The 16,481-nt window shown below is 69.8% G+C and carries 22 protein-coding genes and 1 pseudogene; 14 read left to right on the top strand and 9 right to left on the bottom strand.

From position 1 onward, the window contains the following. Positions 1-51: 51 nt before the first annotated feature. The 3 genes from ATK36_RS16600 to ATK36_RS16590 form a co-directional block, all read right to left on the bottom strand. Positions 52-834 (bottom strand): DUF2637 domain-containing protein, encoded by a 783-nt coding sequence (locus ATK36_RS16600; protein WP_098512392.1) that lies wholly within the window; start codon positions 832-834, stop codon positions 52-54. Next, positions 831-1,019 carry a hypothetical protein gene (locus tag ATK36_RS16595; RefSeq protein WP_098512391.1) on the bottom strand — a complete coding sequence of 63 codons (189 nt, stop codon included), beginning with the start codon at positions 1,017-1,019 and terminating at the stop codon, positions 831-833. The genes ATK36_RS16600 and ATK36_RS16595 overlap by 4 nt, the downstream gene beginning before the upstream one ends. Before the next feature lie 438 nt (positions 1,020-1,457). Beyond that, the gene (locus ATK36_RS16590) at positions 1,458-2,291 is read right to left on the bottom strand and encodes a class I SAM-dependent methyltransferase (protein ID WP_211291892.1); all 834 of its coding nucleotides are present in this window, start codon (positions 2,289-2,291) and stop codon (positions 1,458-1,460) included. A gap of 44 nt (positions 2,292-2,335) precedes the next feature. On the opposite strand from ATK36_RS16590, the pseudogene ATK36_RS16585 reads away from it, so the two are divergent. The 3 genes and pseudogenes from ATK36_RS16585 to ATK36_RS16575 form a co-directional block, all read left to right on the top strand. Then, positions 2,336-2,832 (top strand): annotated as a pseudogene (locus ATK36_RS16585) (transposase); the annotation flags it as partial. Continuing rightward, a complete protein-coding gene (locus ATK36_RS16580) occupies positions 2,726-3,064 on the top strand; it encodes an SRPBCC domain-containing protein (RefSeq protein ID WP_342752020.1) in 339 nt (112 codons plus the stop codon). The pseudogene ATK36_RS16585 and the gene ATK36_RS16580, both read left to right, overlap by 107 nt. A 51-nt stretch (positions 3,065-3,115) precedes the next feature. Further along, entirely contained in the window at positions 3,116-4,003 is an 888-nt protein-coding gene (locus ATK36_RS16575; RefSeq protein WP_098512390.1) for a hypothetical protein, read from the top strand. A 6-nt stretch (positions 4,004-4,009) separates the two neighbouring features. Here the strand turns inward: ATK36_RS16575 and ATK36_RS16570 are convergent, their stop codons facing one another. Continuing rightward, a complete protein-coding gene (locus tag ATK36_RS16570) occupies positions 4,010-4,648 on the bottom strand; it encodes a pyridoxine/pyridoxamine 5'-phosphate oxidase (protein ID WP_098512389.1) in 639 nt (212 codons plus the stop codon). A gap of 335 nt (positions 4,649-4,983) precedes the next feature. On the opposite strand from ATK36_RS16570, the gene ATK36_RS16565 reads away from it, so the two are divergent. Both ATK36_RS16565 and ATK36_RS16560 read left to right on the top strand, forming a co-directional pair. Further along, a complete protein-coding gene (locus tag ATK36_RS16565; RefSeq protein ID WP_098512388.1) occupies positions 4,984-5,511 on the top strand; it encodes a DUF2020 domain-containing protein in 528 nt (175 codons plus the stop codon). Positions 5,512-5,649: 138 nt separating this feature from the next. Next, positions 5,650-6,102: a DUF6918 family protein gene (locus ATK36_RS16560; protein ID WP_098512387.1), complete on the top strand. Its 453-nt coding sequence runs from the start codon at positions 5,650-5,652 to the stop codon at positions 6,100-6,102. Between the two features lie 64 nt (positions 6,103-6,166). Here ATK36_RS16560 and ATK36_RS16555 read toward each other — a convergent pair whose 3' ends face one another. After that, the gene (locus ATK36_RS16555; protein ID WP_245914805.1) at positions 6,167-6,748 is read right to left on the bottom strand and encodes a hypothetical protein; all 582 of its coding nucleotides are present in this window, start codon (positions 6,746-6,748) and stop codon (positions 6,167-6,169) included. A 179-nt stretch (positions 6,749-6,927) separates the two neighbouring features. Here ATK36_RS16555 and ATK36_RS16550 point away from each other — a divergent pair, with 179 nt between their 5' ends. Further along, positions 6,928-7,479 (top strand): peptidylprolyl isomerase, encoded by a 552-nt coding sequence (locus tag ATK36_RS16550; protein ID WP_098512386.1) that lies wholly within the window; start codon positions 6,928-6,930, stop codon positions 7,477-7,479. Positions 7,480-7,657: 178 nt separating this feature from the next. Beyond that, the gene (locus ATK36_RS16545; RefSeq protein WP_425427390.1) at positions 7,658-8,479 is read left to right on the top strand and encodes a rhomboid family intramembrane serine protease; all 822 of its coding nucleotides are present in this window, start codon (positions 7,658-7,660) and stop codon (positions 8,477-8,479) included. Here the strand turns inward: ATK36_RS16545 and ATK36_RS16540 are convergent. Continuing rightward, positions 8,461-8,898 carry a PH domain-containing protein gene (locus ATK36_RS16540; protein WP_245914803.1) on the bottom strand — a complete coding sequence of 146 codons (438 nt, stop codon included), beginning with the start codon at positions 8,896-8,898 and terminating at the stop codon, positions 8,461-8,463. The two genes, ATK36_RS16545 and ATK36_RS16540, sit on opposite strands and share 19 nt — an antisense overlap. A 71-nt stretch (positions 8,899-8,969) precedes the next feature. After that, positions 8,970-9,236: a cell division protein CrgA gene (crgA, locus tag ATK36_RS16535; RefSeq protein WP_098512384.1), complete on the bottom strand. Its 267-nt coding sequence runs from the start codon at positions 9,234-9,236 to the stop codon at positions 8,970-8,972. Between the two features lie 466 nt (positions 9,237-9,702). Between crgA and ATK36_RS16530 the strand changes: the two genes are divergently transcribed. The 3 genes from ATK36_RS16530 to ATK36_RS16520 are packed head-to-tail and all read left to right on the top strand — an operon-like array spanning position 9,703 to position 11,719. Then, entirely contained in the window at positions 9,703-10,596 is an 894-nt protein-coding gene (locus ATK36_RS16530; protein ID WP_098512383.1) for a class E sortase, read from the top strand. Further along, complete coding sequence (locus tag ATK36_RS32270; protein ID WP_098512382.1) at positions 10,596-10,754, top strand: hypothetical protein; 159 nt, start codon at positions 10,596-10,598, stop codon at positions 10,752-10,754. The genes ATK36_RS16530 and ATK36_RS32270 overlap by 1 nt, the downstream gene beginning before the upstream one ends. Then, entirely contained in the window at positions 10,706-11,719 is a 1,014-nt protein-coding gene (locus tag ATK36_RS16520; protein WP_452039192.1) for an LLM class flavin-dependent oxidoreductase, read from the top strand. Before ATK36_RS32270 ends, ATK36_RS16520 begins: the two co-directional genes overlap by 49 nt. 198 nt (positions 11,720-11,917) lie before the next feature. Here ATK36_RS16520 and ATK36_RS16515 read toward each other — a convergent pair whose 3' ends face one another. Further along, on the bottom strand, positions 11,918-12,310 hold the full coding sequence (locus ATK36_RS16515) for an SCO5389 family protein (protein ID WP_098514935.1): 393 nt from the start codon (positions 12,308-12,310) through the stop codon (positions 11,918-11,920). Positions 12,311-12,493: 183 nt separating this feature from the next. Then, on the bottom strand, positions 12,494-13,813 hold the full coding sequence (locus ATK36_RS16510; RefSeq protein ID WP_098514934.1) for an FAD-dependent oxidoreductase: 1,320 nt from the start codon (positions 13,811-13,813) through the stop codon (positions 12,494-12,496). A gap of 110 nt (positions 13,814-13,923) precedes the next feature. Between ATK36_RS16510 and ATK36_RS16505 the strand changes: the two genes are divergently transcribed. The 4 genes from ATK36_RS16505 (at position 13,924) to ATK36_RS16490 (ending at position 16,439) form a co-directional block, all read left to right on the top strand. Next, a complete protein-coding gene (locus tag ATK36_RS16505) occupies positions 13,924-14,568 on the top strand; it encodes an aminodeoxychorismate/anthranilate synthase component II (RefSeq protein WP_098512381.1) in 645 nt (214 codons plus the stop codon). Positions 14,569-14,573: 5 nt separating this feature from the next. Beyond that, on the top strand, positions 14,574-15,377 hold the full coding sequence (locus ATK36_RS16500; RefSeq protein WP_098514933.1) for an ATP-binding cassette domain-containing protein: 804 nt from the start codon (positions 14,574-14,576) through the stop codon (positions 15,375-15,377). Continuing rightward, entirely contained in the window at positions 15,365-16,009 is a 645-nt protein-coding gene (locus tag ATK36_RS16495) for a hypothetical protein (protein WP_098512380.1), read from the top strand. Before ATK36_RS16500 ends, ATK36_RS16495 begins: the two co-directional genes overlap by 13 nt. 97 nt (positions 16,010-16,106) lie before the next feature. Next, positions 16,107-16,439 carry an effector-associated constant component EACC1 gene (locus ATK36_RS16490; protein ID WP_098512379.1) on the top strand — a complete coding sequence of 111 codons (333 nt, stop codon included), beginning with the start codon at positions 16,107-16,109 and terminating at the stop codon, positions 16,437-16,439. The last annotated feature ends 42 nt before the right edge of the window (positions 16,440-16,481 follow it).

Below are 16,481 nucleotides of genomic sequence, written 5' to 3'. Positions count from 1 at the left end.
CTGCTGAGCGTAGTTGTCGCCTACGAGCGCGTGTCACGACGGCACCGAGGCCTACGCATCCACACGCGGGGGCTGACCGCCAACGATGACCGCCGACGAGGCGTAGGCCGATTCCCGCCGCGCCGGTCGTTCGCCACGGCTGCACGAGCCGCCGGTGGCGGGCGGCGGGTGCCCGGCCTGTCGCCACTGTCGCAGTACCTTTCGGCCGTAGTTGTTCGTGCCCGCGATCCGGTCCAGCTCCGCACCGGTCGGCGTGCGCCCCTTGGCCCGCTCGGTCACGTAGTAGACCCACATCCGCTGTTCGGCGGTCGGCTCGACCGGGCGAGCCTCGTCCGAGACCACCGCGAGACGCACCACCGGGGCCGTCTCGTCGCCGGTCTCGCCCGTCTCGGCGGTCTCGGTGCCGGTCCCGTTCGAGGTCTCGGCGCGGTGCCGCTTGAGCGCTCGGTTGAGCAACTCGACCGCAAGCAGCAGCGCCAGCGGCGGGCACGCCGCCACCGCCACCGCGAACACGCTCAACTCCGGGGCCGCCGCTACGTTCGCGCAGAGCGAGAGGCAGATCCCGAACACGAAGGACACCCACGCCGCCCACCGGCCACCGGCACGGCGGCCGGAGTCGGTCGTCTTCCATAACTCGACCGTGGCCGTCGTCAGGATCCCGTCCACGATCAACGGCCAGATCGCCGCCGTCGCCTCATCGGCACCGAACCGCAACGCGAACTCGCGACCGTGCCGGTAAGAGGCGTACGCCGCGCCGAGCGCGACCAGGGCCGTGCAGACGCACTGCACCCACAACGCGAGGTCACGTTGAGCCGGGGTTGCCGGGGCGCTCACCGCAGCACACCTCCCGCCGCGCCGGCCAGGCGGCCGACGCAGGCGAACACCTGCGAGCCGGTCACCGACCGGCCCACCGGCACATGCGGAACCGGGACGCGCATGTAGTCCGCTCCGCACGTCGCGCAGGCCAGCCCATCGGCCTGGACCGGCGTTAGCCCAGTGATCAGCGTGTCGCGGCTCATTGCGAACCACCCGCCACCAGACGACGGGTGCCCACCGGGCGGATCGTGATCTCAGGCCCCTCGACCAGCACTTCCCGGTTCTTATGCTGACACGTTAGGTCCACGTTAGGGGTCTTACTAGAACACGGCGCCGAAACAACGCCACGTAGTAGGACTTGGACACCGTTGGTAGCCACGGGGCCGCCTCCCTTTTGGGAGGCGGCCCTTTTGGCGTTTCGGGGCCGGGCGCCGGGGGTCGGTTCGTGGCTCCGGCACGGTCACATTGGTGGTCTCCCAGTCGCTCTGGACGGCGTGCTGGCCTGCGCGGCCTCGACACGGTAGACAGACATCCCGGGCTTCTGGTGATCAAGTTGGTGGTACTTCTCGATCTACCAGAAGCCCCGCCTCATGCCCTCACGCCACGCTCACATCCCGGCCACACCATTCGCCAGCAGGCTCTTAGGCGTTTGCCTTGAGCGCGTACAACGTCGGCACGCGAGGCGCATCCCCGCTTCCTCGCCACCACCCGTAGTCAGTCTGGACCATCCACGGCCATCGCTGAAACGGCAGAACGTCCGGCTCGATCAAGTGATCGATCTTCAGTCCGGCCAGTGCGAGCGCGGTCACCACCTCGCCCAGGCCGTGGGGCCACTCATAGTGCACGGTGTCGCCCTCAAGCGGGGGGCCATCGGTGTAGGTACGGCTGCTGTCGCGCTCGACGGCGCCGCGACCTCCCAGATAATCGTGGCGGACAGTCAAGTCCACCGGATCGCCCGGGCGGACAGTCGGCCCGAACGCGTTCAGCAGGGGGTGAAATTCGACGACGTACACGAAACCTCCAGGCCGCAGCAGGCCTGCCACGACCTGTGCCCAGCGGGTGAGGTCAGGCAGATAACACAGCGAGCCCTTGCCGGTGTAGACGATGTCGAAGCGGGCGCCGCCGAGCACGTCGACCGCGTCATAGACGTCGGCCCGGACGTAGGAGGTCTCGACCTTCTCGTTGCGTGCGGTGATATCGGCCTGCTCGACCGACCGTGCCGAGAAGTCCAGGCCGACGGTGCGGGCGCCGGCCTTGGCCAGAGCCATCGTCTCCACACCAAGGTGGCACTGCAGATGGACGACATCCTTACCCGCGAGATCGCTAAGGGCGTCCCACTCGAACGGCAGGATCCAGTCCAGCGGGTCACGCCTGCCGAGAGCGTAGAAATCGCTCCGAGCATGAATCTGGGTTCGCGCGTCCCAGTTGCGCTCGTTGAAGGCCATCTGCCGCTGGGTGTCGATGTCGAAAGCCATGGTCAACGGGTACCACACCGTGCGCCACTTTCCGTGTCCTCCGCACTAACAGTGAACTGATCTGCCTGGCCGTGGCTCAAGTGCTTCTCCGGTTCGACGGTGAGCGCCGCTGGATCCGCCATATCCACAGCGAAGCGAAGTGGCGTGCCTGGTTCCCCGGGCTGCCGGGTCAGTCCGGGCTACAACAAACGTTTGAGAGCCTCATATCCGCTGCTGTGCAAGGCGATCCTCGCGCTGGCCGCGTGCTGTCCGTCCTGGTTCGACGATCTGTGGCTCACCGATGCGACCCCGGTGCCCTGCGGCATGTCGAAGGAGACGGTGAAACGTTCCGACCTGGCCGGACACGCCAGCTACGGCTACTGCGCGTCACATTCGCGGTGGTACTGGGGTCTCAAGCTGCACCTGGTGTGCACCGGGGACGGCATGCCGATCATGTGGTGCCTGGCCGACCCCAAGATCGGGGAACGCGAGGTGCTCGCAGCACTGCTGGACAACAACCATCACCTGATCCACAGCGGTCAAGTCCTGTTGGCGGACAGTACGAGCGGATCGTCTTCACCAACGCGCTCGACAGCGAGTGGCGCCCGGCGAGCCCGGCGCCGGTCGCGATGACCACGGAGATCGTGCTGCGCGCGCACCCGGAGGGCACCGACTACCGGGTCGTGGTCCGGCACGGCGAGCCCGCCGCCCGGAAGCGGCACGAAGACCTGGGCTTCGCCGACGGCTGGGGCACCACCGTCGCGCAACTCGCCCGGCTCGTGGAAGGCCGGTAGCGCGACCGATCCGTGCAAGACAGCCCGCCACGGACGTGCCACGGTGAAGCGGTGACTGTGCATCTTCCCGCCGCCGCGTCCTTCCTCGCCGGACATGCCCGAGTACTCGACCGGCGAAGGTTCGAGCTGCTGCTGGGGACCGGGCAGCCCGCCGGCGTGCTCGCCGCGGTCGCCGGGTATCGCAACCCCGATGGCGGATTCGGCTGGGGACTGGAGCCGGATCTTCGTGCGCCGGAAAGCCAGCCGGGCGGGGCACTGCACGCGTTCGAGGTGTTCGCCGAGGTGGCACCGGTGACAACCCCGCTCGCAGTGCAGCTGTGCGACTGGCTGGACGCGGTGGCCCTGCCCGGCGGTGGCCTGCCGTTCGCCTTCCCCGTCGCCGGCCCGGCGGCCTGCGCGCCCTTCTGGACCTCCGCCGATCCGGACCGGTTTTCCTTGCAGAGCACGGCTTTCGTCGCAGGCACCGCGTTGCGGGTGGCCGTGCACGATCCAGCAGTTGCCGGGCATCCATGGCTGGCGCGGGCGGTACCGGCCTGTCTCCAGGCGATCCGGGAACTGACCGAACAGCCACACGCGATCGAGCTGTCCTTTGTGATCCGGCTGCTCGACGCCGCCCACGGGCGTTACCCGGAAGCCGCGGAACTGCTGTCCGGCCTCGGCAGATTCCTGCCGGACAACGGGATCGTGCCGGTGGCCGGCGGCGCCGAGGGGGAGGTGCTGCGGCCGCTGGACTTCGCGCCGCTGCCGGGTCCGGCGCGCGCCCTGTTCCGTCCGGAGGTGATCGAGGCCGACCTCACCCGGCTGGAAGCCGGCCAGCAGCCCGACGGCGGCTGGCAGGTGGACTTCGACAGTTACTCCCCGTCCGCCGGTCCGGAATGGCGTGGCTACGCGACGGTCGGCGCGATCTCCTTGCTGCGGGCCAACTCTCGGCTGTCCTGAGCGGATTCACGGCCAGAGGCGCTCGCGCCTCCAGCCTTCACCGTCCCGCTGGTACCGAAGGCGGATGTGCCGCCGGTCGTGCGCGGCCTGCCAGAACTCGACCGTCTCCGGCCGCACCAGGTAACGGGTCCAGGTCTCCGGGGCGGTGTCCGGATGCTCGGCCACCCAGTGCTCGGCCGCCGCGGCGGCTTCGGCGAGCTTGCCTGGATCCGGCAGGACCTCCGACTGCCGCCCGAGATACGCCTCGACTCGCGAAGCCGGTGGCCGCGCGAGAAAGTCCGCGGCGGACTCCGCCGCGGACGCGGGCGCCACGATCCCGCGTGCCCGCACCTGGCGGCCCCGTCCCGGCCAGAAGAAGGTGAGCGCGGCACGGGGATTGGCCGCCAGCTGCCGCCCCTTCGGGCTTTCCGAGCTGGTCGCGACCGCCCAGCCGGCCGGTCCGACGTCCTTCAGGATCACCACCCGCGCGTCCGGCGCGCCCTCTTCGTCCACTGTGGACAAAGTGACGGCGTGCGGGGCCAGCACGTGCGCACCGGCCTCGGTGAGCCAGTCGAGGAACAGCTCCTCCGGCCGCGCCGGCGCCGAGTCCGGCTCGAAGCCGGGCAGCTGCTCGGGAAACGACGGCCAGCCACGCAGGGAAACCATGGCCCGAAGATAAGCCGGTGACCGATCCGTCTCAACCCGCGGGATACAGCCGGATCATCGCCTCGGCGGCTTCGGCGACGGGTAATGCGGCGGCCCGGCCGGTCCCGTGCCGGGTGGCTTCCCGGTCGGCGGCCGCTGATCCGGCGGGATCGGCCGTCCCGGGAACCCGCCCGGACCCGGACGGGGCGGGGTGGCGCTACCCGGCGGCACCGGAGTTCCGTCCGGTTTCGCGTTCGTGCACACGGGGACCTCCTCACGGCGCGGGTACCCGGTGTCCATCGTCGCACGGTGAACCTCCCCCGATTCTGGATCGAGCGTGGTTGACTGTGCCCGCCATGCGACGAATCCTCCAGCTCGCCCCTGCCCTGGTCCTCCTCGCCGGCTGTGCGCCGACGGCCCCGGTCGCCGCGATGCCGCCGTCGTCCCCGGCAGCGTCGGCGAGCAGCTCTGCCGCGATGCCGCCGGACCCCCGGCCCACGCGAGCCGGCCAATGCCCGTACCTGTCGAAGCAGGAGGCGCAGGATGCGAACGGGCAGCACGTCACCGCGGTGAAACTCTCGGCCGACCAGTCGACTCCGGCGTGCTTCTTCTACCGGCCGGACGGTTCGGTCCAGCTGAGCGTACGGGTGTACACCGGCACCAGCGCGATCGCGAAAGCCCTGGTGGACAAGGCGGCGCCGGTGGACACCTCCAATCCGGCGGACCAGCCGGCCGGCTGGAAGGGCGGCTATCAGCCCTCGGCAGACGGTGTGGTCTACGCGGTGGCCAAGGCGGGTTCGGCGGTCATCGTGACCAGTAACCAAAAGCAGAGCATCAAGGCACGCACAGTGGCGGAAAAGGCTATCGCTGCCCTGAAACTCTGAGTAGCGGCCTCCGCACGGGCCAGTGAAGTTGATCTTGTACTACCCTGTGCGGCACGCGCAGGGCGACGAGCACTCGCGCGACGGGTGCCGGATCCGGCATCACCAGCACTTCACCATCCCTGACGACAAGGACAGATCGTGGCTACCACCCTCAAGGAAATCCTGCTCGACTCGAGCCGTCGCCCGTCCGTGGTCACCGACCTCGAGGGCCTCGTGGACGCCGAGGTCTCCGACAAGGGCGGGGTCTCGGGCGCGGTCGTGAAGACCGGTTTCGCGGCGGTCAAGAAGATCAAGCCGGGCATCATCCCGAGCGCCGTCGACAGCCTGCTCGACGACTTCGCCCTCGCCCTCGAACCGTTCTACGGTGCCTACCGGGCCCAGGGCGGCAACGACTTCGGCGCCTACCTGACCGGCCGCTCGGACGAGGCCTCGGACGCGCTGCTGAGCGTCACCGACTCGCGGGCCGACCGCAGCAGCCGCGACAGCATCAAGAAGGTCTACTCGAAGCTGCGCCCGAACGGCAAGAAGAACGTCGCCGAGGCCCTGCCGCGCCTCGGCCAGCTGATCGACAAGCACGCCGCGACCGCCTGAGTCCGCGGACAGCGCACGAAAGAGGGCCCCGGGACCTGGTTCCGGGGCCCTCTTTCGGGTCTGCTCAGTTCTTCTTCTCGGCGGCCGGCGTGCTCGGCGCCTTGCCGTTGCCCGTCGGCTCGGTGTCCGCGGCCGGCTTGGCCGGCGGGGTCGCCTTCGGCGGGGCCGGCGCGACCGGTGGCTCCTGCTGCCGCGACTTCAGCGCGACGGCGCCCGCGGCGACCGCGGCCAGGCCGAGGATCCACGGCCAGCGGCGGCGCCTGCGCGTGCCCTTCGCCGCGGACTTGGCCTCCACCAGTGCCGCGTGGAAGTCTTTCTTCGCCGCCTTGAAGTCCTTCTTGCCGCGGCGCTTGGACTCGCCCGCGGACTTGGCCGCCTTGATCGCGGCCTTCTTCGCCTTGCGGCCGGGCTTCTGCAGCTCGGCGATGCGAGCCAGCGCCTCCTTGCGGGCCGCGGCCGAGCTCTTCTTGAGCTCCTTGCGCGTCAGCTCCGTCTTCTTGGCCAGTTTGCGCTGAGCCCGGCGGCCCCGCTTGGCCAGCTCCTCGGCACCGGCGGCACCCGCCTTGCCGACTTCGGTGGCTCGCTTGCGCAGGCCGGGTGCGCCGGTCTTGACCGACTCACCGACCGATTCCACGGCCCGGGTCATGGCCTTCACCTCATCAATCGTTTTGAAACCGCTCCGTTGCCCGTAACCTATCCTGCCCTTTTTCGCCGCGGATCGCTGCCGCTTGTCCCGCCGCGATCGGGTCCGGCCCGGAAAAAGACCGGTTTTCCTGGGCGCCCGGCCCCGGTACCCGGACCGGTGAACCCCCCTGAACCCCCCAAATGTGCGAAGGATGGCACGATGGCCGCGTGACTGAAAGCGCCCGCAAGGCCACCCTGCACACCAATCAGGGTGACATCCACCTGAACCTGCTGCCCGACCACGCGCCGAAGACGGTGGCGAACTTCGTGGGGCTGGCGACCGGCTCCAAGGAGTACACCCAGCCGAACGCGCAGGGTGGCGACGCCGGCCCGTTCTACGACGGCTCGATCTTCCACCGGGTCATCGACGGCTTCATGATCCAGGGTGGCGACCCGACCGGCACCGGCCGTGGCGGCCCCGGCTACAAGTTCGGCGACGAGTTCCACCCGGAGCTGCAGTTCTCCAAGCCGTACCTGCTGGCCATGGCGAACGCCGGGCCGGGTACCAACGGCTCGCAGTTCTTCATCACCGTCTCGACGCCGGCTCACCTGAACTTCAAGCACACGATCTTCGGTGAGGTCGCGGACGCCGACTCCCGCGCCGTGGTCGACAAGATCGCCGGTACCGCGACCGGACCGGCGGACCGCCCGCTGGCCGACATGGTCATCAAGAGCGTCACCGTCGAGAGCTGATCCACGAACCCGGGGTGGATTTCGGTAGGTTGGGGACATCGTGAACCAACCGCCGAATCCCTCCGTGTACCCGCAGCCCGCGCTCCCCGGTTGCTGGTGGCACCCGAACCGCCAGACCGGCCTCAGCTGTGCCCGCTGCGGGCGTCCGGCCTGCCCGGAGTGCCTGCGCGAGGCACCCGTGGGATTCCAGTGCACCGACTGCGTGCACGCCGGTGCCCAGCAGCAGCGGCAGCAACACCGGCAGTACCGCAGCTCGAGCCTGGGCGAGCAGACCATCGCCGGCGCCCGCCCGAGCAACTCGGTGGTGGTCACCGCGACCCTGCTCGCGGTCAACGTCGCCGTCTTCCTGATCACCGTCATCCAGGCGAAGAGCCTGTTCGACAACGGGAACGCCCAGCTGGAGAAGCTCGGCGAGCTCTGGACCTACCCCACCCTCGGCGGTGGCGAGTGGTGGCGGATCTTCACCTCCGGCTTCCTGCACTACGGCCCGATCCACATCGCGGCGAACATGTTCTCGCTCTGGCTGATCGGCCGCGCGCTGGAGCCGGTCTTCGGCCGGATCCGGTTCCTCGCGCTGTACTTCGTGTCGATGTTCGGCGCGTCCACCGCGGTGCTGTTGTTCGACCAGCCCAACCAGCCCTCCGCCGGCGCCTCCGGGGCGCTGTTCGGCCTGATGGGCTGTTACGCGGTGATCGTGCTCAAGCTGCGGCTCAACCCCACCTGGCTGCTCATCACGCTGGTCGTCAACGCCTACATCACGTTCTCCGTCGCCAACATCTCGATCCTGGCGCACGTCGGCGGGCTGGTCACCGGGGCGCTGGTGGCGGTCGCCCTGCTGTACGCCCCCGAGCGCAACCGGGCCCGCTGGCAGGCGATCGGGCTGGTGGTCATCGTGGTCGCGCTGGCCGGGCTGGTGATCTGGCGGAGCACGCAGTTCCCGGCGCTGCAGTGCCAGCTGGAGATGCTGCGCGGCTACGAGTCCTACGTGTGCGGCCGCTGATCCCAGCGTTCCCGCAGCAGATCCAGCACTGCCAGCACGTCGCGCGGGTCTTCGCCGAGGTCGAGCTGCCCGAAGACGAACAGCTGGTCCTCGTGCTCGACTTCCAGGGTCACGCCGTCGCGGCCGAGGCGCCGGGTGTTGCGCAGCCGGATGCTGGTGCCGGACCAGGGCAGCCGGCGCGTACCGCCGAGGCCGCGGGCGAGCAGGCCGTGCGGGTCGGCGGCCAGCCGGGGCCGCACGAGGCTCCAGTGCCCGGCGAACGCGCCGATGGCGACGGTCGCGAGGCCGAGCAGCACGGCTCCGGCGGCGTCGCCGAAAAAGCCGTCCGCCACCGTGGCGACCAGCAGCAGCAGGGTCAGCACCCAGGCCACTACCACAACGTTCTGCCGGGGCGCCCACGAGGTGGGGTAGTTATCCACAGGGGTTATCCACACTGGGGATGAGTCACACCGATGTGATTCGGTGTCCAGCGGCCGTCCGGAGCACTTGCTCAGCGCCAGCGCATCGTCATGAGCAGGCCGACGATGATCGCGGAGAACCCGATCGCGAAGTTCCAGCTGCCGAGATCGGCCAGGAACCCGATCTTGTCCTGGGCGAGGTACTGCAGAATGAGCCAGGCGAGCCCGAGCAACATCAGGCCGAACATGACGATCTTGTAGAACAGGTTCGACGGTCCCGCCGCTTTGACCTTCACCGGCGTACGCCGATCGACCGGCGGGGTGTACGCGGTCTTCTTGCGGACCTTCGACTTCGGCATCGTGTTCCTCGCGTGCTTCTCGGCTCTTCAGTGCGGCATCCTGGACGAGGTCCCGCGGTCGGGGTGCGCAACCAGCGCCACGTGGACACGTTAACGTAATCGACTGCTCCATAGCACTGGGTTGAGGAGCGGTCGGTCCCGGCGACTGTGACAATAGCGCCACCAGAGTCCCGTACAGGGCTTCGGGCGGGTGCGGGAGGAGCTTGGCGTGACGTCGCAGGATTGGCCCGGAGACGACCCCGACAGACCCTGCGGACCAGCGGCCGAAGGCCCGCGTCGCCGGGTTTCCCCGCCCGGCACCCGTCGTCCGGGCGACTCCGGACAGGGGGCCACCCCGTCGCCGCGGAGGGTCGCCGGCCACCCCCGCCGCCAGGAAGGCCGCGCTGCACCGCAAGGATCATCCGAACCGCCCAGGCCGAACGATCGGGGAGAACCTCGCCGCCCGGCACCCACCGGTGCGCGGCGGATGACCTCGCCCGGCGCCGACCAGCCGACCGAGGTGATTCCGGCGGTCTCGGCGACCGCGGTCGCCGAGAAGAAGCCACCGCCGCCGCTGGGCAAGGGCGGGCTGGTCATCCGCACGGCGGGGGAGCTGTTCATCACGCTCGGCCTGATCGTGCTGCTGTTCATGGTCTACGAGGTCTGGGTGACCGACCTGTTCTCCGCGGAGAAGCAGTCCGAGGCCAGCGATCAGCTCGACGGCGACTGGGCCAAGGACCGCACCCTGCATCCGGAACTGGTGGACGGCAAGGCGTTCGCCCGCATCCACATCCCGTCCTTCGGCGCGGACTTCAACTTCACCATCCAGGAGGGCACCGGCGAGGACGCGCTCGCGGTCGGGCCCGGCCACTACAAGGGAACTGCGCTGCCGGGCGAGCCGGGCAACTTCGGCATCGCCGGGCACCGGGTCGGCAAGGGCGCGCCGTTCAACGACCTGGACAACCTGAACTCCTGCGACGAGATCGTGATCGAGACGCACACCGACTTCTACCTCTACAAGGTGCTGCCCTACGACGACGAGATCAAGGGCTGGACCAGCGGAAAGGGTGCGAAGCCCGCGTGCAAGGGCGTGTCGACGCTGCGTGATTCGAGCGTTCCCGGCGGCGGGGCCTACGACCAGACCGTCGGCCGCAAGATCGTGCTGCCCAGCCAGGGCGACGCGGTGAACCCGGTGCCGTACAAGCCCGCGGACGCCTTGCCGAAGGCGCAGCGGGCCTCGTTGCTCACCCTCACCACCTGCCACCCGAAGTTCTCCGCCAAGCAGCGGCTGATCATCACGTCCGTGCTCACCCAGCAGGTGCCGAAGTCGCAGGCGAAGGACTACGACACGTTGCTGGCCAAGATCGGTGGTGCGTCCTGATGTACGGCTGGATCTGGCGGCATCTGCCGGGCCCGTTCGCGGCGAAGCTGGGCATCGCGATCGTGCTGGTGCTCGGCGTCGTGGCGCTGCTGATGTTCGTGGTGTTCCCGTGGCTGGACCCGCTTCTGCCGTTCAACGACGTGTCGGTGAACAACTGAGGGCCGGAGTTTTCCTGGTTTCCGGGCGGTTTCCCGGCCAGGAGGACGCGGACGTCTTGCGGCGCACCGTGCTGGCCGCCGAGGCGGCGGAGGCGGCCGGGTTCGACGAGGTCTGGCTCGCCGAGCACCACTTCATGCCCTACGGCGTGTGCCCGTCGGCGATCACGCTCGCCGCGCACCTGCTCGGCCGTACGGAACGGATCGAGGTGGGCACCGCGGTGAGCGTGCTGTCCACGACGCATCCGGTGGCGCTCGCCGAGCAGTGGTCGATGCTGGACGCGGTGTCCGATGGCCGGCTGCGGCTCGGCGTCGGCCGTGGTGGGGCGTGGCAGGACCTGGAGGTGTTCGGCACCGGGCTGGACCGTTACGAACGTGGCTATCCGGAGTCTCTGGACCTGCTGCTCAAGGCGACCGCCGGCACGGTCTCCGCGAATGGCGAGCACTTCGCCTTCCGCGAGGTGCCGGTGACGCCCGCGCCGCGCCGGAAACCCCGCCTCGTGGTGGCCTGCGGCAGCGCGGATTCGGGTTCGGTACGGCTCGCCGCGGATCGGGGATTGCCGCTGCTGCTCGGGATGCACGCGGACGACGACGGAAAGGCCGCGACAGTGGCGGCTTACGGCGCGCCCGCCGACCACGTGTCGACGGTGGTCTGCCAGGTCGGGGACGACGCGGCGGACCTGGTGCGCCGGATGCTGCCGGGCTGGCTGAAGGACGGGCTCGGCGCGCACGTGACGGTGGACGGCAGGCCCGGCCCCTCCCGTGATCCGGTGGAGTACACCGAACGGCTGTGCGCGATCCACCCGGTCGGCCCAGCCGGAGAGTGCGTGGCGAAGCTGAAAACGAGCCTCCGGCGCACCGGGGTGTCCCACGTCCTCATGTTCGTGGAGGCATCCGGTACGCCGGAGGGCACGGTGGCGAACATCGCGCGGATCGGCGCCGAGGTGCTGCCCGCGCTCCGCGCTTAGGGTTCCGGCAAAGGTGGTCGGGGACCCGGCAGCGGGCTATGCGGAGGTGTGTGCGGCCACCTCGTGGCGTGCGCCGGACCGGTTTCGGGTCCGTGAAGGGGCCCTTCACGGACTCAGAGTCTGTGAAGGGCCCCTTCACAGCCCTCCGCAGCTGTGCGGGGCCCCTTCACGACTTTGCCGACACCCCGCGCTCCGCGCTTAGCAGTCGCGCAGTTCCGGGCTCTGGTTGAGCAACTGCCCGCGCACCGACACGAACGCGCGGTACCGGTCGCTGTCCACTTCGGACGGACGGAAGGCGGCGACCCGGTGGCAGTTCTGGAAGGCCAGCTTCACGCCGAAATGCCGCTCCAGCCCGCCGCGGATGGAGTCCGAGGCCAGCGCGCGCAGCAGCTGCCCGCGGGCCGCCTCGCTCGGCGGCGGGGTCTCGTTGTCGGCGAAGCCGTCCACGGCGCCCTCGGACTCGGCGATCACCCCGGTGATGACCTCCCACGCGTAGGGCAGCGATTCCCGCACACAGGCGATGAACTCCGCGTCGGAGACCTCTCCGCGCTCGGCCTTCTCCAGCAGCGCGGGCGATACGTCCAGAGACAAGACAACCTCCATGATGAGTGCTTCCTCTCCTGGCTACCGGCCTGCTGGCACTCCGACAAGAGAAAACGGGTTTCATCACCATTTCGGCGGAGCACTCCCACCGGAACAGCCGTACTGCCGGCGCTGGACTGCGTAACGTGCACACAGCCGGAACGGTGAGCCGCGGCCGGCCGGTACCGCCAGTCAGCCCTGCGAGACCCGCACCATCTCCTCGCGCTCCACGACCTTGATCCGGGCCCGGCCGTGCGGCTCGCCGAGGGCCTGCTCGTGCGCGTCGAGCCTGCCCCAGCCCTCCCAGGTGGTGAACGGAATGCCGCGCGTGGCAAGGAAGTCCACGATCGCGTCCGGGGCGGCGTGCTTCGGGCCGGCGAGGGTGTCCGCGTCGGCGAGCAGGCTGGCCACGGTCTCCGCGGCGTCGCCCTTCGTGTGGCCGATCAGGCCGACCGGGCCGCGCTTGATCCACCCCGTCACGTAGACGCCGGGCACCTGGTTCTCGTCCAGGTCGAGCACCCGGCCCGCTTCGTTCGGGATCACGCCGGCCACGTGGTCGAACGGGATCTCCGGCAGGTGCGAGGACAGGTAGCCGACCGCGCGGTAGACCGCCTGCACGTCCCAGTCGTGGAACTCGCCGGTGCCGTGTACCGAGCCGTCGCCCGCGTACTCGGTGCGTTCGGTGCGCAGGCCGCGCACCTGGCCGTCCTGCCCGAGGATCTCGGCCGGCGAATGGAAGAAGTGCAGGTGGAGCCGCCGCGGCCGGGAGCCGGGATCGCGGATCGCCCACTCCTGCAGGGTCTTCACCACCATCTCCACCTGCTTGGACGCGCGCAGCTGGGCGACGCTGGCCGCGTCGAACTCCATGTCCGCCGGGTCCACGAGCACCTCGACATTCGGCGAGTGGTCCAGCTCCCGCAGCTCCAGCGGGGTGAACTTGGCCTGCGCCGGACCGCGCCTGCCGAACACGTGCACGTCGGTGACGGGGCTGGCTTGCAGCCCGGCGTAGACGTTCGCCGGGATATCGGTCGGCAGCAGCTCGTCGGCGGTCTTGGCGAGCACCCGCGCGACATCGAGCGCGACGTTGCCGACGCCGAGCACGGCGACAGAGGTCGCGGTCAGCGGCCAGGTGCGCGGAACATCGGGATGACCGTCGTACCAGGACACGAAATCCGCCGCGCCGTAGCTGCCGTCGAGATCGATGCCGGGCAGGTCGAGGTCGCGGTCGGCCATCGCGCCGGTGGCGAAAATCACCGCGTCGTAGAACTCGCGCAGCTCTTCGAGCTTGATGTCGGTGCCGTAGTCCACGTTGCCCAGCAGCCGGATGTTCGGCTTGTCCAGCACCTTGTGCAGGGCGGTCACGATGCCCTTGATCCGCGGGTGGTCGGGTGCCACCCCGTAGCGGATCAGCCCGAACGGCGCGGGCATCCGCTCGAACACGTCGATCTCCACGTCCGCCTCGGACTTGTCCAGCAGATCGGCGGCGTAGATCCCGGCCGGACCGGCGCCTATCACGGCGATGCGAAGGATTCGGCTCACCGGGTCACTGTAAGTTAGGCAAGGCTTACTAACGCTGTGAGATGGAATACGGTCCACCAGGTGGGAGCGGTTAAGCTGGCCGCATGCGCGTTCTCGTCGTCGACAATTACGACAGTTTCGTCTACAACCTGGTGCAATACCTGGCGCAGCTCGGCGCGGAGTGCACGGTCTGGCGCAACGACGTCGTCGAGGTCGAGCGCGTGCCGGAGTTCGACGCGGTGCTCGTCTCACCCGGCCCCGGCACCCCCGAGCGCGCCGGCCAGAGCATCGAGGTGATCGCGAAGTGCGCCGAGACGCGTACGCCGATGCTGGGCGTCTGCCTCGGCCACCAAGCACTCGGCGTGCACTTCGGGGCGACCGTCGACCGCGCGCCTGAGCTGCTGCACGGCAAGACCAGCCAGGTCCGTCACGCCGGGCTGGGCGTGCTCGCCGGGCTGCCGGACGAGTTCACGGCCACCAGATACCACTCGCTGACCGTGCTGCCGGAGACCATCGACGACGCGGTCTTCGAGATCACCGGGCGCACGGACAGCGGCGTCGTGATGGGCATGCGCCACCGCGAGCTGCCGCTGGAAGGCGTGCAGTTCCATCCGGAGTCGGTGCTCACCGAGGGTGGGCACCGGATGCTGGCGAACTGGCTGGCCGCGGCCGGGCACCCGGTGCCGCCTTCCGTGGTCGACGAGCTGGAGCGGGCCACCCGCGCGTTGCAGAAGGCCGCCGCTGCGTGAACCCGCTGCTCCGGCTCACCGGCGTCGGGAAGCGGTACGGCGGCGGTGCCCCGGTGCTCGCGCAGGTCGACCTCACCGTGCCCGCGGGCCGGGTGATCGGCGTGCTCGGGGCGAACGGCTCGGGCAAGTCCACCCTGCTGCGGATCATGGCCGGGGTGTCCCGAGCGACGGAAGGTGCGGTGGCCGGCCATCCGGCCATCGGTTACCTGCCCGACCGGTTTCCCGGTGGGCAGCGCCTGTCCGCCCGGTCGTACCTGCGGCATCTGGCCCGGATCCGGGGGCTGTCCGACCTGTCGGTGATCGATCCGCTGCTCGCGCGGCTCGGCCTGGTCGGCGACCCGGACGCGCAGCTGCGCACGTTGTCGAAGGGCAACGCGCAGAAGGTCGGGCTCGCCCAGGCCGTGTTCGCCGAGCCGGAGCTGCTGATCCTCGACGAACCGTGGTCCGGCCTCGACGCCGGTACGCACGCGATTCTCGGCGAGCTGGTCGCGGAAACCCGGGAACGCGACGCGAGTGTGGTGTTCACCGATCACCGGCCCGCCATCGTGCGGCAGCACGCCGACGACGTGTACCGCCTGGATTCCGGACGGCTCATCGCTTTCCCGGACCATCCGGAGACCACACGCATCAGGCTCTCCGGTGCGTCGTCTCCGGGGCACGCTTGGGCGGACGAGCCCGGCGTGCGGACGGTGGCCGACGAGGCGGGCTGCGTGGTGCTGACCGTCGAGGCGGACAGCGCCGATGCTGTGCTGCTGCGGGCTTTGTCCGGCGGCTGGTCGGTGCGGGAGGTGGCGCCGTGCTCGCCGTGAGCCGCTACTACCTGGCGTCGCTCGGCCATTCACAGCGGTACCTACCGGCGGCGCTCGCGTACCTCGCGTTGTGCGCGATCCTTTACGCAGACCCGAATTCACCAGTGCTCCCGCTGTTCGGGGTGAGCGGTGGCGGCCTGCTCGTGGTCGGCTGCTGGCTCACCGTCGCGTTGCTGGACATCGAGGATCCGGTGCAACGGCTGATCACCTTGAGCCACGCGGGCAACCGCCGCAGCACCATCGGCGGCGCGGTGCTGGCGGTGTTCGGCTGCGCGCTGGTGCTGACGGTGCTGACCGTCGGCTGGTCCGGGCTGCGGACCGGGCACCTGGGCTGGCCGCTCGTCGGCGCCGGGCTGCTCACGCACCTGTCGTGCGCGGTGCTGGGCATCGCGATCGGCCTCCCGTGTTCGCGGCTGCTCATCGCGCGGGTCGGCTGGACCGTGCTGGCCGCGGTACTCACACTCGGCGTGGTGCTGCTCGGTAAGTGGGTCCCTCTCGTGCACCCGCTGTTGCAGGCACTGATGTCGGGCAACGCCTACGCCGGTCCGCTGGCGCTGGCCACCGCGGCGGCGCCGGCCGGACTCGCCCTCAGCGCCGGGGTGGTCGGCTACGTCTGCGCCCGGCGCGCCTGAGCTGCATAGTGCAATGGGCAAAAACCGTAAGGGACTTTCCCCTTGGCGGGTGGTCAGTTACCCTCGCGCCGTCTGTTCCGCCCTGAAGGGAGAGCCCGTGACGGCCGGGATCGCTGCGATCACTGTGGACGGATCCGCGGACGAGGTGGTGCACCTGGCCGGCTGGCTGGGTGCGGAGGACGAACTGGCCGGACGCGTGCGGCTGTCGGAGATGACCGGTGCGGCCGTCGGCACCGTGGTGGTCCTGCTGAGCAGCCGTTCGGTCGGCGTGCTCTGCCGATCGCTGTTCGGCTGGCTGCGCGGCGACCGCCGGGTGTCGCTCACCGTGAAGCGCTCCGGCGCGGTGGAGGAACTCGACCTCGACTGCGGGGCGGGCAGTGACGCGGACGAGGTACTGGCCAGCGTCCGGGAGTTCCTCGACCGGCGCTGAATCCCCGCTGAGCCGCACGGGCCCGGAAACGCGGAAAGGCCC

The sequence above is a fragment of the Amycolatopsis sulphurea genome (genome assembly GCF_002564045.1).
Taxonomy (GTDB): Bacteria; Actinomycetota; Actinomycetes; order Mycobacteriales; family Pseudonocardiaceae; genus Amycolatopsis; species Amycolatopsis sulphurea.
The sequence above is the reverse complement of the archived record's forward strand: the minus strand, read 5'-3'. Positions and strand labels throughout refer to the sequence as shown.

Bases quoted from the DNA above. Each gene is read 5' to 3' on its own strand.
- ATK36_RS16550 (WP_098512386.1), top strand. From the start codon at position 6,928: ATGTGCGAAGGATGGCACGATGGCCGCGTGACTGAAAGCGCCCGCAAG.
- crgA (WP_098512384.1), bottom strand. From the start codon at position 9,236: ATGCCGAAGTCGAAGGTCCGCAAGAAGACCGCGTACACCCCGCCGGTC.
- ATK36_RS16570 (WP_098512389.1), bottom strand. From the start codon at position 4,648: ATGGTTTCCCTGCGTGGCTGGCCGTCGTTTCCCGAGCAGCTGCCCGGC.
- ATK36_RS16530 (WP_098512383.1), top strand. From the start codon at position 9,703: ATGACCTCGCCCGGCGCCGACCAGCCGACCGAGGTGATTCCGGCGGTC.
- ATK36_RS16565 (WP_098512388.1), top strand. From the start codon at position 4,984: ATGCGACGAATCCTCCAGCTCGCCCCTGCCCTGGTCCTCCTCGCCGGC.
- ATK36_RS16595 (WP_098512391.1), bottom strand. From the start codon at position 1,019: ATGAGCCGCGACACGCTGATCACTGGGCTAACGCCGGTCCAGGCCGAT.
- ATK36_RS32270 (WP_098512382.1), top strand. From the start codon at position 10,596: ATGTACGGCTGGATCTGGCGGCATCTGCCGGGCCCGTTCGCGGCGAAG.
- ATK36_RS16555 (WP_245914805.1), bottom strand. From the start codon at position 6,748: ATGACCCGGGCCGTGGAATCGGTCGGTGAGTCGGTCAAGACCGGCGCA.
- ATK36_RS16590 (WP_211291892.1), bottom strand. From the start codon at position 2,291: ATGGCTTTCGACATCGACACCCAGCGGCAGATGGCCTTCAACGAGCGC.
- ATK36_RS16505 (WP_098512381.1), top strand. From the start codon at position 13,924: ATGCGCGTTCTCGTCGTCGACAATTACGACAGTTTCGTCTACAACCTG.